General features: G+C 68.8%; 15 protein-coding genes. 3 read left to right on the top strand and 12 right to left on the bottom strand.

Translation table 11 applies throughout. The features are described from left to right. Positions 1-6: 6 nt before the first annotated feature. The 5 genes from PHLH3_RS22070 to PHLH3_RS22050 all read right to left on the bottom strand — a co-directional run bounded on the left by PHLH3_RS22070 (position 7) and on the right by PHLH3_RS22050 (position 5,977). Positions 7-1,110: an enoyl-CoA hydratase/isomerase family protein gene (locus PHLH3_RS22070; RefSeq protein ID WP_213625797.1), complete on the bottom strand. Its 1,104-nt coding sequence runs from the start codon at positions 1,108-1,110 to the stop codon at positions 7-9. Positions 1,111-1,145: 35 nt separating this feature from the next. Further along, positions 1,146-1,964, bottom strand: coding sequence for an enoyl-CoA hydratase (locus tag PHLH3_RS22065; protein ID WP_173172046.1), 819 nt, complete (start codon positions 1,962-1,964; stop codon positions 1,146-1,148). A 10-nt stretch (positions 1,965-1,974) separates the two neighbouring features. Then, entirely contained in the window at positions 1,975-3,138 is a 1,164-nt protein-coding gene (locus PHLH3_RS22060; protein WP_213625796.1) for an isobutyryl-CoA dehydrogenase, read from the bottom strand. A 6-nt stretch (positions 3,139-3,144) separates the two neighbouring features. Beyond that, on the bottom strand, positions 3,145-4,392 hold the full coding sequence (locus PHLH3_RS22055) for an ABC transporter substrate-binding protein (protein ID WP_213625795.1): 1,248 nt from the start codon (positions 4,390-4,392) through the stop codon (positions 3,145-3,147). Between the two features lie 91 nt (positions 4,393-4,483). Further along, positions 4,484-5,977: a CoA-acylating methylmalonate-semialdehyde dehydrogenase gene (locus tag PHLH3_RS22050; RefSeq protein WP_173172053.1), complete on the bottom strand. Its 1,494-nt coding sequence runs from the start codon at positions 5,975-5,977 to the stop codon at positions 4,484-4,486. Positions 5,978-6,108: 131 nt separating this feature from the next. Here PHLH3_RS22050 and PHLH3_RS22045 point away from each other — a divergent pair, with 131 nt between their 5' ends. Then, complete coding sequence (locus tag PHLH3_RS22045) at positions 6,109-6,990, top strand: AraC family transcriptional regulator (RefSeq protein ID WP_111260495.1); 882 nt, start codon at positions 6,109-6,111, stop codon at positions 6,988-6,990. A 6-nt stretch (positions 6,991-6,996) separates the two neighbouring features. Here the strand turns inward: PHLH3_RS22045 and PHLH3_RS22040 are convergent, their stop codons facing one another. Beyond that, positions 6,997-7,848: an HDOD domain-containing protein gene (locus tag PHLH3_RS22040; protein WP_213625794.1), complete on the bottom strand. Its 852-nt coding sequence runs from the start codon at positions 7,846-7,848 to the stop codon at positions 6,997-6,999. 125 nt (positions 7,849-7,973) lie between these two features. Between PHLH3_RS22040 and ung the strand changes: the two genes are divergently transcribed. Next, a complete protein-coding gene (gene ung / locus PHLH3_RS22035; protein WP_213625793.1) occupies positions 7,974-8,669 on the top strand; it encodes a uracil-DNA glycosylase in 696 nt (231 codons plus the stop codon). Between the two features lie 107 nt (positions 8,670-8,776). Further along, the gene (locus PHLH3_RS22030; RefSeq protein ID WP_244862928.1) at positions 8,777-9,316 is read left to right on the top strand and encodes a hypothetical protein; all 540 of its coding nucleotides are present in this window, start codon (positions 8,777-8,779) and stop codon (positions 9,314-9,316) included. An 8-nt stretch (positions 9,317-9,324) separates the two neighbouring features. On the opposite strand, the gene PHLH3_RS22025 is transcribed toward PHLH3_RS22030, so the two are convergent. The 6 genes from PHLH3_RS22025 to PHLH3_RS22000 form a co-directional block, all read right to left on the bottom strand. Then, entirely contained in the window at positions 9,325-10,191 is an 867-nt protein-coding gene (locus PHLH3_RS22025) for a DUF6279 family lipoprotein (protein ID WP_213625792.1), read from the bottom strand. A 124-nt stretch (positions 10,192-10,315) separates the two neighbouring features. After that, the gene (locus tag PHLH3_RS22020; protein WP_213625791.1) at positions 10,316-11,347 is read right to left on the bottom strand and encodes an AbrB family transcriptional regulator; all 1,032 of its coding nucleotides are present in this window, start codon (positions 11,345-11,347) and stop codon (positions 10,316-10,318) included. Then, a complete protein-coding gene (locus tag PHLH3_RS22015) occupies positions 11,340-12,854 on the bottom strand; it encodes a tripartite tricarboxylate transporter permease (protein ID WP_213625790.1) in 1,515 nt (504 codons plus the stop codon). The genes PHLH3_RS22020 and PHLH3_RS22015 overlap by 8 nt, the downstream gene beginning before the upstream one ends. 4 nt (positions 12,855-12,858) lie before the next feature. After that, positions 12,859-13,314: a tripartite tricarboxylate transporter TctB family protein gene (locus PHLH3_RS22010; protein WP_213625789.1), complete on the bottom strand. Its 456-nt coding sequence runs from the start codon at positions 13,312-13,314 to the stop codon at positions 12,859-12,861. 73 nt (positions 13,315-13,387) lie between these two features. Next, positions 13,388-14,365: a tripartite tricarboxylate transporter substrate binding protein gene (locus tag PHLH3_RS22005; RefSeq protein WP_213625788.1), complete on the bottom strand. Its 978-nt coding sequence runs from the start codon at positions 14,363-14,365 to the stop codon at positions 13,388-13,390. Between the two features lie 30 nt (positions 14,366-14,395). Further along, the gene (locus PHLH3_RS22000; protein WP_213625787.1) at positions 14,396-15,661 is read right to left on the bottom strand and encodes an OprD family porin; all 1,266 of its coding nucleotides are present in this window, start codon (positions 15,659-15,661) and stop codon (positions 14,396-14,398) included. Positions 15,662-15,813: the final 152 nt, after the last annotated feature.

The raw sequence follows: 15,813 nt of genomic DNA, 5'->3' as shown, positions 1-15,813 counted from the left end.
AATGGGCTAGAGCGCTGCGAGTGGATGCGGGCCATCCCAGACCGCTGCGAAGTGCGCCTCGATCACCGCGCGGGGGATGGCGGCGACATCGGGCCAGTGCCAGCGCGGTGCGTTGTCCTTGTCGATCAGCCGTGCACGCACGCCTTCGGGGAATTCCGGGTGGCGGCAGCAGTTCAGGCTCATGGCGTATTCCATGCGGAATACATCGCCCAGGGACAGGTACCGGGCGCGGCGGATCTGCTCCCATACCAGGTGCGCGGTGAGCGGGCAGCCACCGGCGAGGGTCTTGGCGGCGCGGGCGAGGAGGGCGTCGTCCTCGTGCTGCAGCGCGGTGATGGCCTTCCAGGCGGCCGGCAGGTCGGCCACATCCAGCAGGGCGTCGATGCGGGCGCGGCGCGGCAGCCACTGGGCGTCCGGCAACTGGTCGCGGGCCTGGTGCTCCAGGGATTGCAGCAGGCTGGTGAGCTGCGCGCCGGGCTGCTCGCGCCAGTTCAGTTGCACCAGACCGTCGAGCAGCGCGGCTTGCTGGTCGTCCAGCAGGAAGCGGTCGGCGAGGTTCAGGTCCAGGGCGTCACGGGCGTTGATGGCGCTGGCGGTGAGGCCGAGGAACAGCCCCAGGCGCCCGGGCAGGCGGGCGAGGAACCAGCTGCCACCCACGTCCGGGTACAGGCCGATGTTGATCTCCGGCATGCCCAGGCGGCTGGAAGGGGTGACGATGCGGATGGACGCGCCCTGCATCAGGCCCATGCCGCCACCCAGCACGTGGCCGTGGGCCCAGCAGATCAGCGGCTTGGGATAGGTGTGGATGCGGTGGTCGAGGCGGTACTCGTGGGCGAAGAAGCGCGACGCCAGCGGCGGCACCTCGCCCGGGTGCTCGCGACAGGCCTCCACCAGCTTGCGCACGTCGCCGCCGGCGCAGAACGCGCGCGGGCCGTTGCCGCGCAGCAGCACGCAGACGAACTCCGGGTCGTCTTGCCACTGGTGCAGTTTCGCATCGAGTGCCTCGATCATCGGCAGGCTCAGGGCGTTGAGGCTGCCCTCGGCATCGAGGCTGGCGATGCCGATGCGGGCGCCGTGCAGGCCGACGCGTTCTTCGAACTGGATATTCATCGTTTCTCCCTAACCTGGGTCTCGTCGCGGGTCGCTCAGCGGTTGCGCCATTGCGGGTCGCGCTTCTCGAGGAAGGCGTTGACACCCTCACGGGTGTCGTCGGCGTCGAACAGGTCGACGAAGCGTTCGCGCTCCTCCGGCAGCCAGGTGTTCGGCCCGCGCTGGCGCGCGCCTTCGATCAGCGGCTTGATGGTGCGCACCGCCACCGGGCTCTGCCGCGCCACCTTGGCGGCCAGCAGCAGGGCGGCTCCCCGGGCTTCGCCGGTGTCCACCACCTGCTCCACCAGGCCGATGCGCAGGGCGGTCTCGGCGTCCACGCGCTCGCCGCAGAGGATCATGCGCTTGGCCCAGCCCTCGCCCACCAGCCAGGGCAGCGCCTGGGTGCCGCCGGCGCAGGGCAGCAGGCCCACGGTGGCCTCCGGCAGGGCCATCATCGACTGGCGCTCGGCGATGCGGATGTCGCAGGCCAGGGCGCATTCCAGGCCGCCGCCCATGGCATAGCCGTTGATCGCGGCGATGGAGACGCCACGGAAGTCGCGCAGGGTCTCGAAGGCTTCGCCGAAGCGCCGTGCCATCTCGCGGGCGCGGGCCTTGTCGCCGTCGGCGAAGAGGTTGAGGTCGGCGCCGGCGCTGAAGAACTTCGGCCCCTGGCCGGTCACCACCAGGGCGTAGATGTCGTCGTCGTGGTTGAGGTGCTCGATCACCTGCTTGAGGCCGATCAGCGAGTCGCGGTCCCAGGTGTTGGCCGGCGGATGGTTGATGGTGATCAGTGCGGTATGGCCGTGCTTCTCCACGGTCAGCTTGTGGGTCAGGTCGAAAACGCCGGGTTGGTACGGCTCTACGGCAGTGCTCATGGGGTGCTCCTTACAGCAGGCGGTCGAGTGTGCCGCCCTGTTCCAGTAAACGGCGCGCCACGATGACGCGCATGATCTCGTTGGTGCCTTCGAGTATCTGGTGGACGCGGGTATCGCGCACCCAGCGCTCCAGAGGGTAGTCATTCAGATAGCCATAGCCACCATGGAGTTGCAGTGCATCGTTGCAGATGTCGAAGCACTGGTCGGTGGCGAAGCGCTTGGCCATGGCGCAGTAGAGGCTCGCCTCGGCGTGGCGCTGGTCCAGGCGATGGGCGGCCAGGCGCACCATCTGCCGGCTGGCGGTGAGCGCGGTGAGCATGTCGGCGAGCTTGAACTGCAGGGCCTGGAACTCAGCCAGGGGCTTGCCGAACTGCTTGCGTTCCTCGACGTAGCGCAGGCTCTGTTCCAGCGCCGCCTGGGCCGCGCCCAGGGAGCAACTGGCGATGTTCAGGCGCCCGCCGTCCAGGCCCTTCATGGCGTAGACGAAGCCCTGGCCTTCCGGGCCGATGCGGTTGCCGGCGGGGATCCGCACGCCCTCGAAGGCGATGGTGCGGGTCGGCTGGGCGCGCCAGCCCATCTTGTCTTCGTTGCGCCCGTAGCGGATGCCCTCGGCGTCGGCCGGCACCAGGAAGCAGGAGATGCCCCTGGCGCCGTCCTCGCCGGTGCGCGCCATCACGATCAGCACCTGGGTGCTGCCGGCGCCGGAGATGAAGCACTTGCTGCCATCGAGCACGTAGTCGTCGCCATCACGGCGCGCCCGGGTGCGCAGGTGCGCGGCGTCGGAGCCGGCGTCCGGCTCGGTGAGGCAGTAGGAGGCCAGCAGCCGGCCGTCCAGCAGGCCCGGCAGCCACTGGGCCTTGAGCGCGGCGTCGGCGAAGGAGGCGAGCATCCAGGCGGCCATGTTGTGGATGGTCAGGTAGGCGGTGGTGGCCACGCAGCCGGCCGCCAGCTGCTCGAAGATCAGCGAGGCGGAAAGGCGGGACAGGCCCAGCCCGCCATCCTCCTCGGCGATGTAGAGCCCCAGGTAGCCCTGCTCGGCGGCTCGGCGGATCACCTCGACCGGGAAGTGGTGGTCGCGATCCCAGTCCGCCGCGCCCGGCGCCAGCTCGTGGCGGGCGAAGGCGGCGGCGCTATGCACCAGCAGGCGTTGTTCATCGGTGGGTTCGAAGTCCATGGCATCTCATTGCAAGGTCGGGGGTTGGTTGCCGGCGCGCCGTTCGGCCTGCCAGTCGGCGAGGCTGGGGAGGGCGGCGCTGGCGTCGAGGCGGTCGACGATTTCGAAGTAGTCCTGCTTGAGCGGGTCCTTGAGCACCTCGTCACGGGTCTTCACCCGTACCGCATAGACCGTCTGAAGGTTCTGGTGATCGAAGGCGCGCCACTGCTGTTCGTCCTTCAGCAGGCTGTAGGAGTGGCCTTCCAGCGCCTTGATCAGCGCCTCGCTGCCGAGGCTGCCGCTGCGTCTGGCGGCATCGGCCCATTGCTGGACGATGCTGTAGGCCGAGGCGGCAGAGCTGGAGGGGTACATCTGGTAGCGCGCCTTGAAGGCTTCGACGAAGGCCATGCCACGCTGGGATTTCTCCAGCTCCGGCACACGCCAGGTCCAGGGCTCGGTGCCGAGCACGCCCTGCATCAGGTCGGGGCCGGCCTGCTCGATGATGCCCTGGGTCAGGTTCGGCGCGACGATCTGCATGCGCGTCGTCAGGCCCATGTCCCGGGCGATGCGCATGGCGCGCACCAGGTCCTCGCCGAACAGCACCAGGGCCAGCACCTGGGCATCGCTGGCGGCGGCCTGGGTCAGGGCGTCCTGGTAGTCGGTCAGGCGCGCGCCGGGGAAGGGTACCCGCACGCCGGCGTGGCGGGCGGCGTCTTCGCTGGCGGTGGCCTGGCGCAGCGAGGCCTCGGTGGTATGGCCCCAGGTGTAGTCGGCGGTGACGTAGAAGTAGCGTTTGTCGGGCAGGGTCTTGTTCAGGTACTGGCCGAGCACCTTGGCGCTCATCCAGGCGTTGTTGCACTCGCGGAACATGTAGCGGTGGCCGTTCTTGCCGGTGGTGTCGTTGGAATAGGTGAGGGTGCCGAAGTACAGCAGGCCGTGGTCACGGGCGCGCTCGCCGGCGGCGATGGCCACCGCGCTGGAGGCCCCGCCGAAGAGCATCACCGCGCCTTCGGCGGCCAGCGTGTCGACGTTCTTCACCGCCTTTTCCGGGCGCGAGGCGGAATCCTTGCCGGACAGGCGCAAGGGCCGGCCGAGCACGCCGCCGGTGGCGTTGATTTCGTCGATGGCCAGCAGGGCTCCACGCATCTGCGCCAATCCCTCTTCCTTGTATGAGCCGGTGCGCGGGTAGTTGAGCCCCAGGGTGATGGGCTCGGCAGCCTGCGCACAGGCGGTGATCCCGGCCCAGAGGGCCAGGGTGGCAGTCAATCGGCGCATGGGTGTTCCTCCTTGTTGTTGTGGAACAACCTTTTACGCCGGTCTCGGATGGGTTGAGATTCCCTTTTCGTCTAACAACGCTCGGTCGTTGCTACTTCAGCTGGATGGTCATGTTCGGCCCGCTCACCGGGCTGTCGTCGAACCAGCGGCTGGTGACCGTCTTGGTCTCGGTGTAGAAGCGCACCGCCTGCTTGCCATAGGCGTGCAGGTCGCCGTAGAAGGAGCCCTTCCAGCCGGTGAAGGAGAAGAACGGCAGCGGCACCGGGATCGGCACGTTGATGCCCACCTGGCCAACCTCCACCGCATGCTGGAAGTGCCGCGCGGCGCCGCCGGAGCGGGTGAAGATGCTGGTGCCGTTGCCGTAGGGGCTGGCGTTGACCAGCTCGATGGCGGCATCGAGGTCGTCCACCTCCATGCAGGCCAGCACCGGGCCGAAGATCTCCTCGCGGTACAGGCCCATCCTGGTGGTCACGCCACGGAACAGGGTCGGGCCCAGCCAGTTGCCGTCGGGGAAGCCCGCCACCTCGCAGTGCGAGCCGTCCAGCAGGCATTCGGCGCCTTCGGCCTTGCCCTCGGCGATCAGCCGCTGCACGCGCTGCTTGGCCTGCTGGCTGATCAGCGGGCCGTAGGCGGCGTGGGCGTCCTGCCAGTGACCGGGCTTGAGCTCGGCCATCTGCGCGGCCAGTTCGGGAATCCACTCCCGCGCGGCGCCGACGAACACCGCCACGCTGATGGCCATGCAGCGCTGGCCGGCGGCACCGCAACTGGCGCCCAGCAGGTTGCTGAGGACCTGGTCCTTGTTGGCGTCGGGCATGACCACCATGTGGTTCTTGGCCCCGGCGAAGGCCTGCACGCGCTTGAGGTGGGCGGTGCCGGTGCGGTAGATGTGCTGGCCCACCGGCACCGAGCCGACGAAGGAGATGGCGCGGATGTCCGGGTGGGTGAGCAGGGCGTCCACCTGTTCGCGGCCGCCGTGCAGCACCTGCAGCACGCCCTTGGGCGCGCCGGCTTCCAGGAACAGCTCGGCGAGGCGGTTGGGGGTCAGCGGGTCCTGCTCGGAGGGCTTGAGGATGAAGGTGTTGCCGCAGGCGATGGCCAGGGGAAACATCCACAGGGGGATCATCGCCGGGAAGTTGAACGGGGTGATGCCGACGCACACGCCCAGCGGCTGGATCCAGCTGGCGGTGTCGATCTCGCGGGCCACGTTCTCCACCGTCTCGCCCATCATCAGGCTGGCGATGTTGGCGGCGTGCTCGGCCACTTCGATGCCGCGCCAGACGTCGCCCTTGGCGTCGGCGAAGGTCTTGCCGGTTTCGCTGGCGAGGATCTCCGCCAGCTCGTCGTGGTGCTCCTTGAGCAGGTGCTGGTAGCGCAGCATCAGCCGCGCCCGTTCCGGCACCGGCACCTCGCGCCAGCTGGTGAAGGCCTGCTTGGCGCTGGCGATGGCGGCCTCGATTTCCTCGGGCGTCGCCTTGGGCGCCAGGGCCAGCACGGCCTGGGTCGCGGGGTCGGTGACTTCGATCAGTTCGCGGGAGCGGCTGTCGCGCCACTGGCCATCGATCAGTTGCGGAATCGTCCTGGTCATCTCGTCCTCCACCCGTGCCGGGCGTCTTGTTGTTTTCTTGCCGTTATAGCGGCACGCACGGCGGATGTGGATTGACGATCTTGTCGGCTGGATGGACGATCTTGTGATTGCAGGCCGACACAAGAACAACCATGAGCCGCTCCGTGGAAACCTCCAACTGGCCGCTGCCGGCCAATGGCGTGCGCTTCACCACGCCGCCGCGCCTGCGTCGCATGCTGGCGCGCAACCCGCTGACGGCGGGCTGTTACCCCCTGGCCCTGGGGTTCTATCCGGAGGCCGGGGGGCACCGCATGCTGCGCCTGGCGCCGGACGATCACCTGCTCATCTACTGCCGTGCCGGGCAAGGCTGGCTGGAGACCGGGGATGGACGATTCGACGTGGTTGGCGGCGACCTGTTGCTGCTGCCCCGCGGGCGCATGCACGCCTATGGCGCCGACCCGCAGCGGCCCTGGAGCATCTACTGGGTGCACTTCGAGGGGGAACTGGTGGAGGACTTCCTGCGCCCGCTGGGGCCGGCCGGCCTGCGTCGCATCGGCGCCCAGCCGCGCCTGCTGGCGGACTTCGACGCGCTGCTGGGGCTGCGCCGCCACGGCCTCGCCCCGCTGCATTTCGTGCATGCCGCGCACCAGTTGCAGACCCTGCTGACCTCGCTCGCCGTTTTGCCGGCGCGTGGGGTGCTGAAGTCCGGGCGGGTGCTGGACATCGACGCAGTGCAGGCGGTGATGCGCGCGCACCTTCACGACAGCCTCAACCTCGACCAACTGGCCGCGCAGTTCAAGCTGTCGCGCTTCCACTTCGCCAAGACCTACCGTGCGCTCACCGGGCACGCGCCGATCCAGGATTTCATCCAGCTGAAGATGGCCCATGCCTGCCGCCTGCTCGACGAGGGCGACCAGGGCATCCGCCAGATCGCCGAGCAACTGGGCTACGAGGACGTCTATTACTTCTCGCGGCTGTTCCGCAAGGTGGTGGGCATGGCGCCCAGCCACTACCGGGCGTTGCACCAGGGCTGATGCGTCTCAGGCGTGGCCCTTGCCGCCGAGCAGCTTGAACCAGAAGCCCACCTCGCTGGCGAGCTCCGTGCGCACCGCCTCAGGCGGCAGGCTGTCGAGGCGCTCCCCCAGCAGGCGCTGCCAGGCGGGTAGCTGCACCAGCTGTTCATCGTCGAGTTCCCGCGCGGCCAACTGGCGGGCGACCTGCACCACGTCCACCAGGTCCGCCGTGTCCTTGTGCGCGCGACACCATTCGCTGCGGTTGCGCGCGCAGTCGATGAGCTGCGGCGGCAGCTTCCAGCTGGTGAGCACGATCACCCCGACATCCGCTGAAAGCTGGTCGCAGAGGCGTTGCAGGTCGTCCTCAGCGCGTGAGACGTCGGGCCAGCGCTCCAGCTCGTCGAGCAGCGGCAGGCTGCCGATGTCCTGCACCAGGCCGGCGAGCAAGGCGTCCTCCAGCGGCAGGCTTGTCAGCAGTTGGGCCAGGCAGGCGCTGTGGGCGGCGCAGAGCAGGGCGGCATTCCAGCGGGCGCGGAAGACCTTCTGCAGGGCCGGGTCCTGGCTGGTGAACAGATGCTGGATGGCGAAACTGAGCACCAGGTTGTTCAGGCGTTGCATGCCCAGTCGCGAGATGACCTCTTGCAGGTTCACGCCCTGGCGCAGGTTGCGCAGCATCGGGGTCTCGGCGAATTGCAGCAGGTAGGCGGCGAGCGGCGGGTTGCTGTGCAGCAGGCGTGTGACCTGTTCCAGCGAGGCATGCTCGGAGGCCAGCAGCTTGCGCAGGCGCAGCGAGGTCTCCGGCATCTGCGGCACCTTGGCGTTGCCCTTGAGGAAGCTGCTGTAGAGCGAGAACTTCAGGCCATCGTGGCGGTTGTCCATCGGATGGGTTCTCCATGTTCCACCTTGATTGACAAGAGTAGAGGGCATTTTTTAGGGTGCCCGACCATTGAGCGGCCTTCGCCCGCCTCATCCGCGCCGCAAGGCGCCAGAGAACTGGAAGAGACATGACCGAGACCGTTGATCGGATAAAGCTCGAAGCGGGCTGGAAAGATGCCCTGCGCGATGAGTTTGACAAGCCCTACATGAAGGCGCTGGGTGAGTTCCTGCGCGCCGAGAAGGCCGCCGGCAAGGTGATATTCCCGCCCGGCCCCTTGATCTTCAACGCGCTGAACTCCACCCCGCTGGATGAGGTGAAGGTGGTGATCATCGGCCAGGACCCCTACCACGGCCCCGGCCAGGCCCATGGGCTGTGCTTCTCGGTGCAGCCGGGCGTGCCCATCCCGCCGTCGCTCCTGAACATCTACAAGGAGCTCAAGCGCGACCTGAACATCGACATGCCCGACCACGGCCACCTGCAGAGCTGGGCCGAGCAGGGCGTGCTGCTGCTCAACACCTCGCTGACCGTGGAGCAGGCCCGAGCCGGGTCCCACGCCAACCAGGGCTGGCAGCCGTTCACCGACCGGGTGATCGAGGTCGTCAGCGCGCACCAGCCCAACCTGGTGTTCCTGCTGTGGGGTTCCCACGCGCAGAGCAAGCAGCGCCTGATCGATTCCACCAAGCACCTGGTGCTGCGTTCCGCCCACCCTTCGCCGCTCTCGGCCTACCGCGGCTTCCTCGGCAACGGTCACTTCAGCCGCTGCAACAAGTTCCTCGAACAGCACGGCCTGGCGCCCATCGACTGGAGCGTGCCGCCGCTCTGACGGCACTGGCGCATGGCGTCGCGCGCTTTGGCGTGAGCCGCCATGCGTCGGATCACCCCTCGCTATAGCCTGCCGGGCATCCTCAACGGCCCACGACAGGACGCCCCATGCCCGCTTCCACCCCGATGCTGATCCTCCATGTCGGCGGCGAGCTGCTGCTGGCCAGCGCCTGCCTCCTGGCCGCCTGGCTCCACGGCCGCAAGCGTCAGGGCTGGCGCGCGGCGGGCTTCGTCTCGATGGCGCTGGCGGCGCTGGCCGGGGCTGCGCTCTATGCGGGGCTCGGCGTCCTCGACGAGGTGCACCGTCAACTGGCTTTCATGTCTTCGCGCATCGGCCTGCCGTTGATCGCCTTCGTCTGGCTGCGGGGCGCGTCGCGTCACCTGGCGGTGCTGGCCCTGGCGGCGGCGATGCTGCTGGCGCCGCCCCCCGTGGCGCTGGTGGGCAATGCCCTGGCCCTGCTGGCGCTGGCCTGGCCGGGGCGCTCACGACGCTGGGCGCTGGCGGTGGCCGGTTCGCTGGCGTTCCTGTTGGCGGGGCTGGTGATCGGTACCCAGGGCGACTGGCTGGGCGTGCCCCGGGTCGATTTCTTTCACCTGTGCCTGGCGTCGGCGGTGCTGGCCTGGGTCGGCGCGCGCCTGCGCGGCTGAGCCGGGGCTCAGGCCGTCGGGCACTGCAACTGCTGGATGTCCTGCCGCAGGTCCTGCAGCCGGGTGCGCAAGCGCTCGCGCTGGCTGGCGCTGGCGTCGTTGAACAGGTCGGCGAGTAGTTGCGACAGGGCGACCTGGCCCCGCTCGAAGTGGGCCCGGTAGGCCTCGCTCCAGAACGCCTCCCGCTCTTGCAGCAGGGCGGCGATACGCGGTGCGAAGCCCGCGCCGTCACGTTCGGCGAGGGCGTCGCGCAGGGCTGATTGCCAGAGCTTGCGGTTGTCGACCCACAGCGCATTGCTGTCGCCCAGGTTCTCGGCCCAGGCATCGACCTTCGCCCGTTGCTGCGCGGAGAGCTTGCCGAACCAGGGTTTGAGGCGTTTCTCCATGCGTTCGCGGCGTTGCTCGACCTGTTCGTCGCGAGGGATCAGGTGTTCCTTGCGCAGCGCGCGCTCCTTCTCGTCCAGCGAGGCGTTCAGCTCCTCCACCTGCCTGGCGTCGAGGCCCTGCAGCAAGGTGACGGTGGTCGGGGTGATCTCCACGGCGACGGCGTCGACCGCCTCCTTGAAGCCCTGCATGTGGCCGAGCAAGGCGTCGGCGTCCAGGTGGTCGGCCTGGCCCAGGCGCTCCACCTCCTGCAGCCAGGCGGCGTAGCGCGGCAGCTGGGTGCTGCAATGCCAGCGCAGGTGCGCCTGGATGCGCGGTTCGAGCCAGGTGCGCTGGCTCTTGTCGAGGCTCACGTAGTCGGCGATGGACCAGGGGATGAGCCAGTCGAGGTTGCGGTAGGCGAGGTCCAGCCGGCTGCAGGCGCCGAGGGTCAGCAGCAGCACCAGGAGCGGCAGCCAGCGGGTGGTGCGGTTGGGGCGCGGACGTGGCATGGGGGATTACCGTCGGCGGCAGGCGATGGGCAGAGGATAGGGCAGGGCCCCCGCCAAGCGGAGCGTGGGGACATATCCGTTAATCAAATGGCCGCTGTCGGGCCTCGCTGCACTCGGCGCCAACCTATGGGCAAGCGCGCTGGCGCCAGCGGCGGTAGACGGGTTCGGCGAGGAACAGCACCAGCAGCAGGCGCAGCACCTGCAAGGCGGTGACCAGGGGCACGGAGAGCTGCAGGGTCTCGGCGGTGAGGCTCATCTCGGCGATACCGCCGGGCATCATGCCGAGGGTCAGCGAGCGGATGTCCAGTGCGGTGAGCCAGCCCAGGCCGAGGGCACACAGGGTGGCGGCGCCGATCATCAGGGCCGTGCCCAGCAGGGTGCGGGCGAGGAAGCTGGGGGCGCGGCGGAAGAAGGCGCGGTCGAAGTGGCAACCCAGGCCGCTGCCGATCAGCAACTGGCCGACCTGGCTGGCACCGGGCGGCAGGCCCAGGTGCAGGTCGCAGAGGATGCTGGCGCCGGCGCTGACCAGCAGCGGGCCGAACAGCCAGGGGTTGGGTTGGCGCAGGCGTTGCCAGAGCAGGGCCAGCAACCCGCCGGCGGGCACCAGCAGGGCCAGCCAGGCCCAGTCCACCGGTGCCGCCGGGTGCAGCGCCGGGCCCTCGCCCAGCAGCAGCTTGAACACCGCCGGCACGCAGAGCACCACGGCCACCACGCGCAGGCTCTGCCCGGCCGCCACGCGGCTGGGGGACGCGCCGTTGCGCAGGCCGAGGTTGACCATTTCCCCGGAGCCGCCGGGCATGCTGGAGAAGAAGGCGGTGGCCGGGTCTTCCCCGGTGCGCCGCAGCAGCCACACGGCGGCGACGCTGGAAAGGGTGGTGAACAGCGCGCCGAAGAGGATCAGCCAGAAGTGCGCCAGCACCTGCTCCACCACGGCGGGGGAGAAGTGCAGGCCGATGCCGATGCCGATGATCCATTGGCCGGTCTTGCGTCCCCCCGGCAGGTCACGGATCTGCCAGGGGGTGGCGCAGCGGAACAGGATGACCGCCACCAGGGCGCCGATCATCCAGGGCAGCGGCCAGTGGGCGAGGCTGGCGAGCAGCCCGCCCGCCGCGCCCACCAGGGGCGTCGCCCACCAGCCGCGCCAGCCATCACGCATCGGCCAGGGCCTGGCGACGGGCAGCGCGACGGCGCCAGATGCGCACCAGAGGCAGGGCCAGCATCACCAGCACCAGGGCCCAGGTGCCGAGGGTGATGGGGCTGGACCAGAGGATGCCCAGCTCGCCATTGGAGATGGACAGCGCGCGGCGCAGGTTCTGTTCCATCAGCCCGCCGAGGATGAAGCCCAGCAGCAGCGGCGAGAGGGGGAAGTCCAGCTTGCGCAGGATGTAGCCGAAGATGCCGATGGCGACCATCAGGAACAGGTCGAAGGTGGTGGCGTGCACGGCGTAGACGCCGATGGAGGTGATGATGGCGATCACCGGCACCAGCACCCAGTTGGGCACGTTGAGGATGCGGGTGAACAGCCGGATCATCGGGATGTTGAGGATCACCAGCATGAGGTTGGCGATGAACAGCGAGGCGATCAGGCCCCAGACGATATCCGGCTGCTGCTGGAACAGCATCGGCCCGGGGGTGATGTTGTACAGGGTCAGCGCGCCGATCATCACCGCAGTGGTGCCGGAGCCGGGGACGCCCAGGGTCAGCATCGGCACCATGGCGCCGCAGGCGGAGGCGCCGATGGCGGTTTCCGGGGCCGCCAGGCCGCGCATGTCGCCCTGGCCGAACTTGCCGGAGTCGCCGGCGAGCTTTTTCTCGGTCATGTAGGCCACGGCGCTGGCCAGGGTGGCGCCGGCGCCCGGCAGCACGCCGAGGATGAAGCCCATCACCCCGCAACGCAGGTTGACCACGGCGACCGAGGCGGCCTCCTTGAGGTTGAACAGCATGCGCCCGGTGGCCTTCACCGCGACGTGGCCGTGGTGGGTCTTCTCCAGCAGCAGGAGGATCTCGCTCACCGAGAACAGGCCCAGCACCAGCACGACGAACTGGATGCCGTCGGCGACATGGATGCTGTCGAAGGTGAAGCGGTACACGCCGCTGTTGGCGTCGATGCCGATGGTGGAGAGGAACAGGCCGAGCAGGGCGGCGATGAAGGTCTTCATCGGGCGGTCGCCGGCCATGCCGCCCAGGGCGACGATGGCGAAGACCATCAGCACGAAGTACTCCGCCGGGCCGAAGGCGATGGCCCACTTGGCCAGCAGCGGGGCGAACAGCACCATGCCGCAGGTGGCGATGAAGGCACCGATGAAGGAGCTCCAGGCCGACAGCGACAGGGCCACGCCGGCCAGGCCCTGGCGGGCCATGGGGTAGCCGTCGAGGGTGGTCATCACGGTGGAGGCTTCGCCGGGGATGTTCAGCAGGATGGAGCTGATGCGCCCGCCGTACTCGCAGCCCAGGTACACGGCCGCCAGCAGGATCAGCGCCGACTCCGGCGGCAGGCCGAGGGCGAAGGCCACGGGGATCAGCAGGGCCACGCCGTTGATCGGGCCGAGGCCCGGCAGCAGGCCGACGATGGTGCCGATCAGGGTGCCGATCAGCGCGGTGACCAGGTTGTAGGGGGAAAGGGCAACGCCGAAGCCCTGGCCCAGGTAGCTCAAGGTTTCCATGTCATCACTCCAGGAAGTCGAGGACGCCCAGCGGCAGCGGCACGTCCAGGGTCTTGTCGAACAGCAGGTAGAGGCCGGCGCTGATCAGCAGCGCGGCGATGGCACTGGGCAGCCAGCGGCCGCCATAGAGACGCGCCATGAAGACGCCGACGAGGCTGCTGGAGAGGATGAAGCCCAGCGGCTCGAAGAGCCCGGCGTAGATGACGAGCAGGGCGATGCAGGCGGCCACCTTGCGCAGCGTGGCGGCGTCCAGCGGTTGCTCGTCGTGCTGGTGCGCCACCGGTGTGGGGCGCAGCGTCAGCCAGACCAGCGCGGCGGCCATCAGCCCCAGCATCAGCAGGGGGAAGGCACGCGGGCCGACCGGCTCGTAGGAGAACGCGGCGTGGTAGTCCCAGGCCAGCACGGCAAAAACCAGGCATGCAGCGAGCCAGCCCAGACTGAACAGGCGTTGAAAAAGCATGGTGAATTCCTCGCGGGTCGAAGGCGCGGAGGGCCGGCTGGCGGGGGCGCTCAGCCGGCTGCGGAGGTGAGCCTTACTGTGTCAGGCCGAATTCCTGGGCCATCTGCTTGTACTGGGCGACCCGCGTCTTCACGTAGGCGTCCAGTTCCGGGCCGGTCATGGCGAAGGGGAACAGCTCGCGCTGGTCGCGCAGCTTGACGAAGTCCTCGGAGGCCAGTAGCTGGTCGAAGGCGGCCTTCCACCAGGCGTAGTCCTCGTCGCTGACCTTGGGCCCCAGGTAGAAGCCGCGCACCACCGGCCAGGTGATGTCGTAGCCCTGTTCCTTGGCGGTGGGGATGCCCGACTTGTCGTCACCGGGCAGGCGCTCGTCGGAGAGCACGGCGAGGATGCGCATGTTGCCGGCGAGGATGTGCGGCATGGAGTCGGAGATGTCGGTGCTGCCGACCTGGATGTGCCCGCCGAGCAGGGCGGTGGCGATCTCGCCGCCGCCTTCCAGGGCCACGTAGCGCAGGTTGCGCGGGTCGATACCGGCGGCCTTGGCCAGGAGGGCGGTCTGCATCCAGTCCTGGCTGCCGACGGTGCCGGAGGAGCCGATCACCACCCTGCCCGGGTCGGCCTTGAGGGCCTTGACCAGGTCGTCGAGGTTCTTGTAGGGCGAGTCGTTGCGCACGGCGATGGCGCCGTAGCTGGTGCCGATGCCGGCCAGCCAGCGCACGGCGTTCTCGTCGAAGCGACCGAACTTGCCCTGGGCGAGGTTGAGCAGCGAGCCGCTGGACCAGGCGGTGATGGTGCCGGCGTCACTGGGGCGCTGGGCGACCACGGCGTTGTAGGCCACCGCGCCGACGCCGCCGGGCATGTAGGTGACGCGCATCGGCTTGCTCAGCAGCTTGGCGTCCATCAGGGCGCTCTGCGCCAGCTTGCAGGTGAGGTCGAAGCCGCCGCCGGGGGCGGCCGGGGCGATGCACTCGGGGCGCTTGGGCTCGGCCAGCAGTTGGCTGGAGAGCAGCAGGCCGGTGGCGAGCAGGGCGAGGCGGGTGAGGGCGATCTTCATCGGTGTTCTCCTGTGGAGTCTTATTGTGGATCACCAGATCGGCAGGGCGTAGCTGACGATCAGGCGCAGCTCGTCCGCGTCACGGGCGAAGGTGGAACGGAAACCGGCGTGGCGGGCACGGAAGGTGAGGTCCTTGAGCGTGCCGCTCTGCACCACGTATTTGAACTCGACGTCGCGCTCCCACTCGCGGCCTTCCTCGGCGCTGTTGGTGACCTGGGCGTTGTCGCTGGTGATGTAGCGGGTCATGAAGCTCAGGCCGGGCACGCCCATGGCGGCGAAGTCCAGGTCGTAGCGGGCCTGCCAGGAGCGCTGGTCGGCGTTGGCGAAGTCGTTGATCTGCACGAAGTTGACCAGGAAGGGGTCGCTGCCATCGACGTAGGCGAAGCCGGTGTCGCCGCTCATGCGCTGGTAGCCGAGGCCGACCTTGTGGCTGCCCTGGCCGTAGCTGAGCATGCCGTTGAGCGCGCGGTTGTCCACCTTGCCCGCGTCGGCGCGGCCGCTGTCGTCGCTGATGGCGTAGCGCAGGTCGGCGCTGAGGGTGCCGGCGCCCAGGGGCTGGGCGGCGAGCAGACCGAAGAAGTGCTGGCGGTAGACGTCGTCCAGCTCGGCGAAGTAGTAGCGCCCGGTGAGCTGCTTGCTGAAGGCGTAGTCGGCGCCGGCGAGGTCGAAGTGCGAACCGCTGGCAGCGCTGGCGAAGCGGCGGTTCTTGTTGTTCAGGGCGATGTCTTCGGAGTTGGTCGAGGCGCGGTCCTTGACCTCGCGCAGGCGACCGCCGGTGAAGCTGAGGCCTTCGATCTCCTTGGAGGTGAGCAATCCGCCCTCGAACACCTGGGGCAGGATGCGGCTGTCGCTGGCCTTGACCACCGGCAGTTCGGGGATGTGGCTGCCCAGGCGCAGTTCGCTCCTGGAGAAGCGCACCTTGGCGGTGAGGCCGAGCTTGCCGTATTCGTCCGGGGTGCCGCCGTCGTCCTGCACCGGCAGCAGGTCGGTGCCGCTCTGGCCGCGACCGGAATCGAGCTTGATGCCGAGCATGCCGAGGGCGTCCAGGCCGAAGCCGACGGTGCCTTCGGTGTAGCCGGATTCGATGTTGAGGATGAAGCCCTGGGCCCATTCGTCGCGGCGGGACTGGCCGTCGCCGTCACGGAAATCGCGGTTCAGGTAGATGTTGCGGGCTTCCAGGGTCGCCGAGCTGTCCTTGAGGAAGTCGGCCTGGGCGAAGGGGGCGAGGGTGCAGCCTGCGAGGGCGAGGGTGAGGGTGCGAACAGGCGGCAGCGCCTGCCGGGAGGCAGTGAGCATCGTTGGTCTCCAATTCTTGTTTTTGTTAGCGCGGGCCCGACCAGGAGCCTGCGTCTGCGGGTGGTTCTTGCCACCCTGGCCGGATGCTAGGGCCTGAAACTTTCGCCAGGCTTTCAACGTGAAAGAAATCTCCGGTGTCATTCACAGCGGCT

Source organism: Pseudomonas sp. Pc102 (genome assembly GCF_018408275.1).
Taxonomy (GTDB): Bacteria; Pseudomonadota; Gammaproteobacteria; order Pseudomonadales; family Pseudomonadaceae; genus Metapseudomonas; species Metapseudomonas tohonis.
Note: the sequence above shows the minus strand (reverse complement) of the source record. Positions and strands in the feature narration are given on the sequence as shown.

Excerpts from the sequence above, each read along its gene's own strand:
- PHLH3_RS22055 (WP_213625795.1), bottom strand. The coding sequence starts at position 4,392 with ATGCGCCGATTGACTGCCACCCTGGCCCTCTGGGCCGGGATCACCGCC.
- PHLH3_RS22005 (WP_213625788.1), bottom strand. The coding sequence starts at position 14,365 with ATGAAGATCGCCCTCACCCGCCTCGCCCTGCTCGCCACCGGCCTGCTG.
- PHLH3_RS22040 (WP_213625794.1), bottom strand. The coding sequence starts at position 7,848 with ATGGACAACCGCCACGATGGCCTGAAGTTCTCGCTCTACAGCAGCTTC.
- PHLH3_RS22060 (WP_213625796.1), bottom strand. The coding sequence starts at position 3,138 with ATGGACTTCGAACCCACCGATGAACAACGCCTGCTGGTGCATAGCGCC.
- PHLH3_RS22050 (WP_173172053.1), bottom strand. The coding sequence starts at position 5,977 with ATGACCAGGACGATTCCGCAACTGATCGATGGCCAGTGGCGCGACAGC.
- PHLH3_RS22015 (WP_213625790.1), bottom strand. The coding sequence starts at position 12,854 with ATGGAAACCTTGAGCTACCTGGGCCAGGGCTTCGGCGTTGCCCTTTCC.
- PHLH3_RS22030 (WP_244862928.1), top strand. The coding sequence starts at position 8,777 with ATGCCCGCTTCCACCCCGATGCTGATCCTCCATGTCGGCGGCGAGCTG.
- PHLH3_RS22020 (WP_213625791.1), bottom strand. The coding sequence starts at position 11,347 with ATGCGTGATGGCTGGCGCGGCTGGTGGGCGACGCCCCTGGTGGGCGCG.
- PHLH3_RS22000 (WP_213625787.1), bottom strand. The coding sequence starts at position 15,661 with ATGCTCACTGCCTCCCGGCAGGCGCTGCCGCCTGTTCGCACCCTCACC.
- ung (WP_213625793.1), top strand. The coding sequence starts at position 7,974 with ATGACCGAGACCGTTGATCGGATAAAGCTCGAAGCGGGCTGGAAAGAT.
- PHLH3_RS22065 (WP_173172046.1), bottom strand. The coding sequence starts at position 1,964 with ATGAGCACTGCCGTAGAGCCGTACCAACCCGGCGTTTTCGACCTGACC.
- PHLH3_RS22045 (WP_111260495.1), top strand. The coding sequence starts at position 6,109 with ATGAGCCGCTCCGTGGAAACCTCCAACTGGCCGCTGCCGGCCAATGGC.
- PHLH3_RS22070 (WP_213625797.1), bottom strand. The coding sequence starts at position 1,110 with ATGAATATCCAGTTCGAAGAACGCGTCGGCCTGCACGGCGCCCGCATC.
- PHLH3_RS22025 (WP_213625792.1), bottom strand. The coding sequence starts at position 10,191 with ATGCCACGTCCGCGCCCCAACCGCACCACCCGCTGGCTGCCGCTCCTG.
- PHLH3_RS22010 (WP_213625789.1), bottom strand. The coding sequence starts at position 13,314 with ATGCTTTTTCAACGCCTGTTCAGTCTGGGCTGGCTCGCTGCATGCCTG.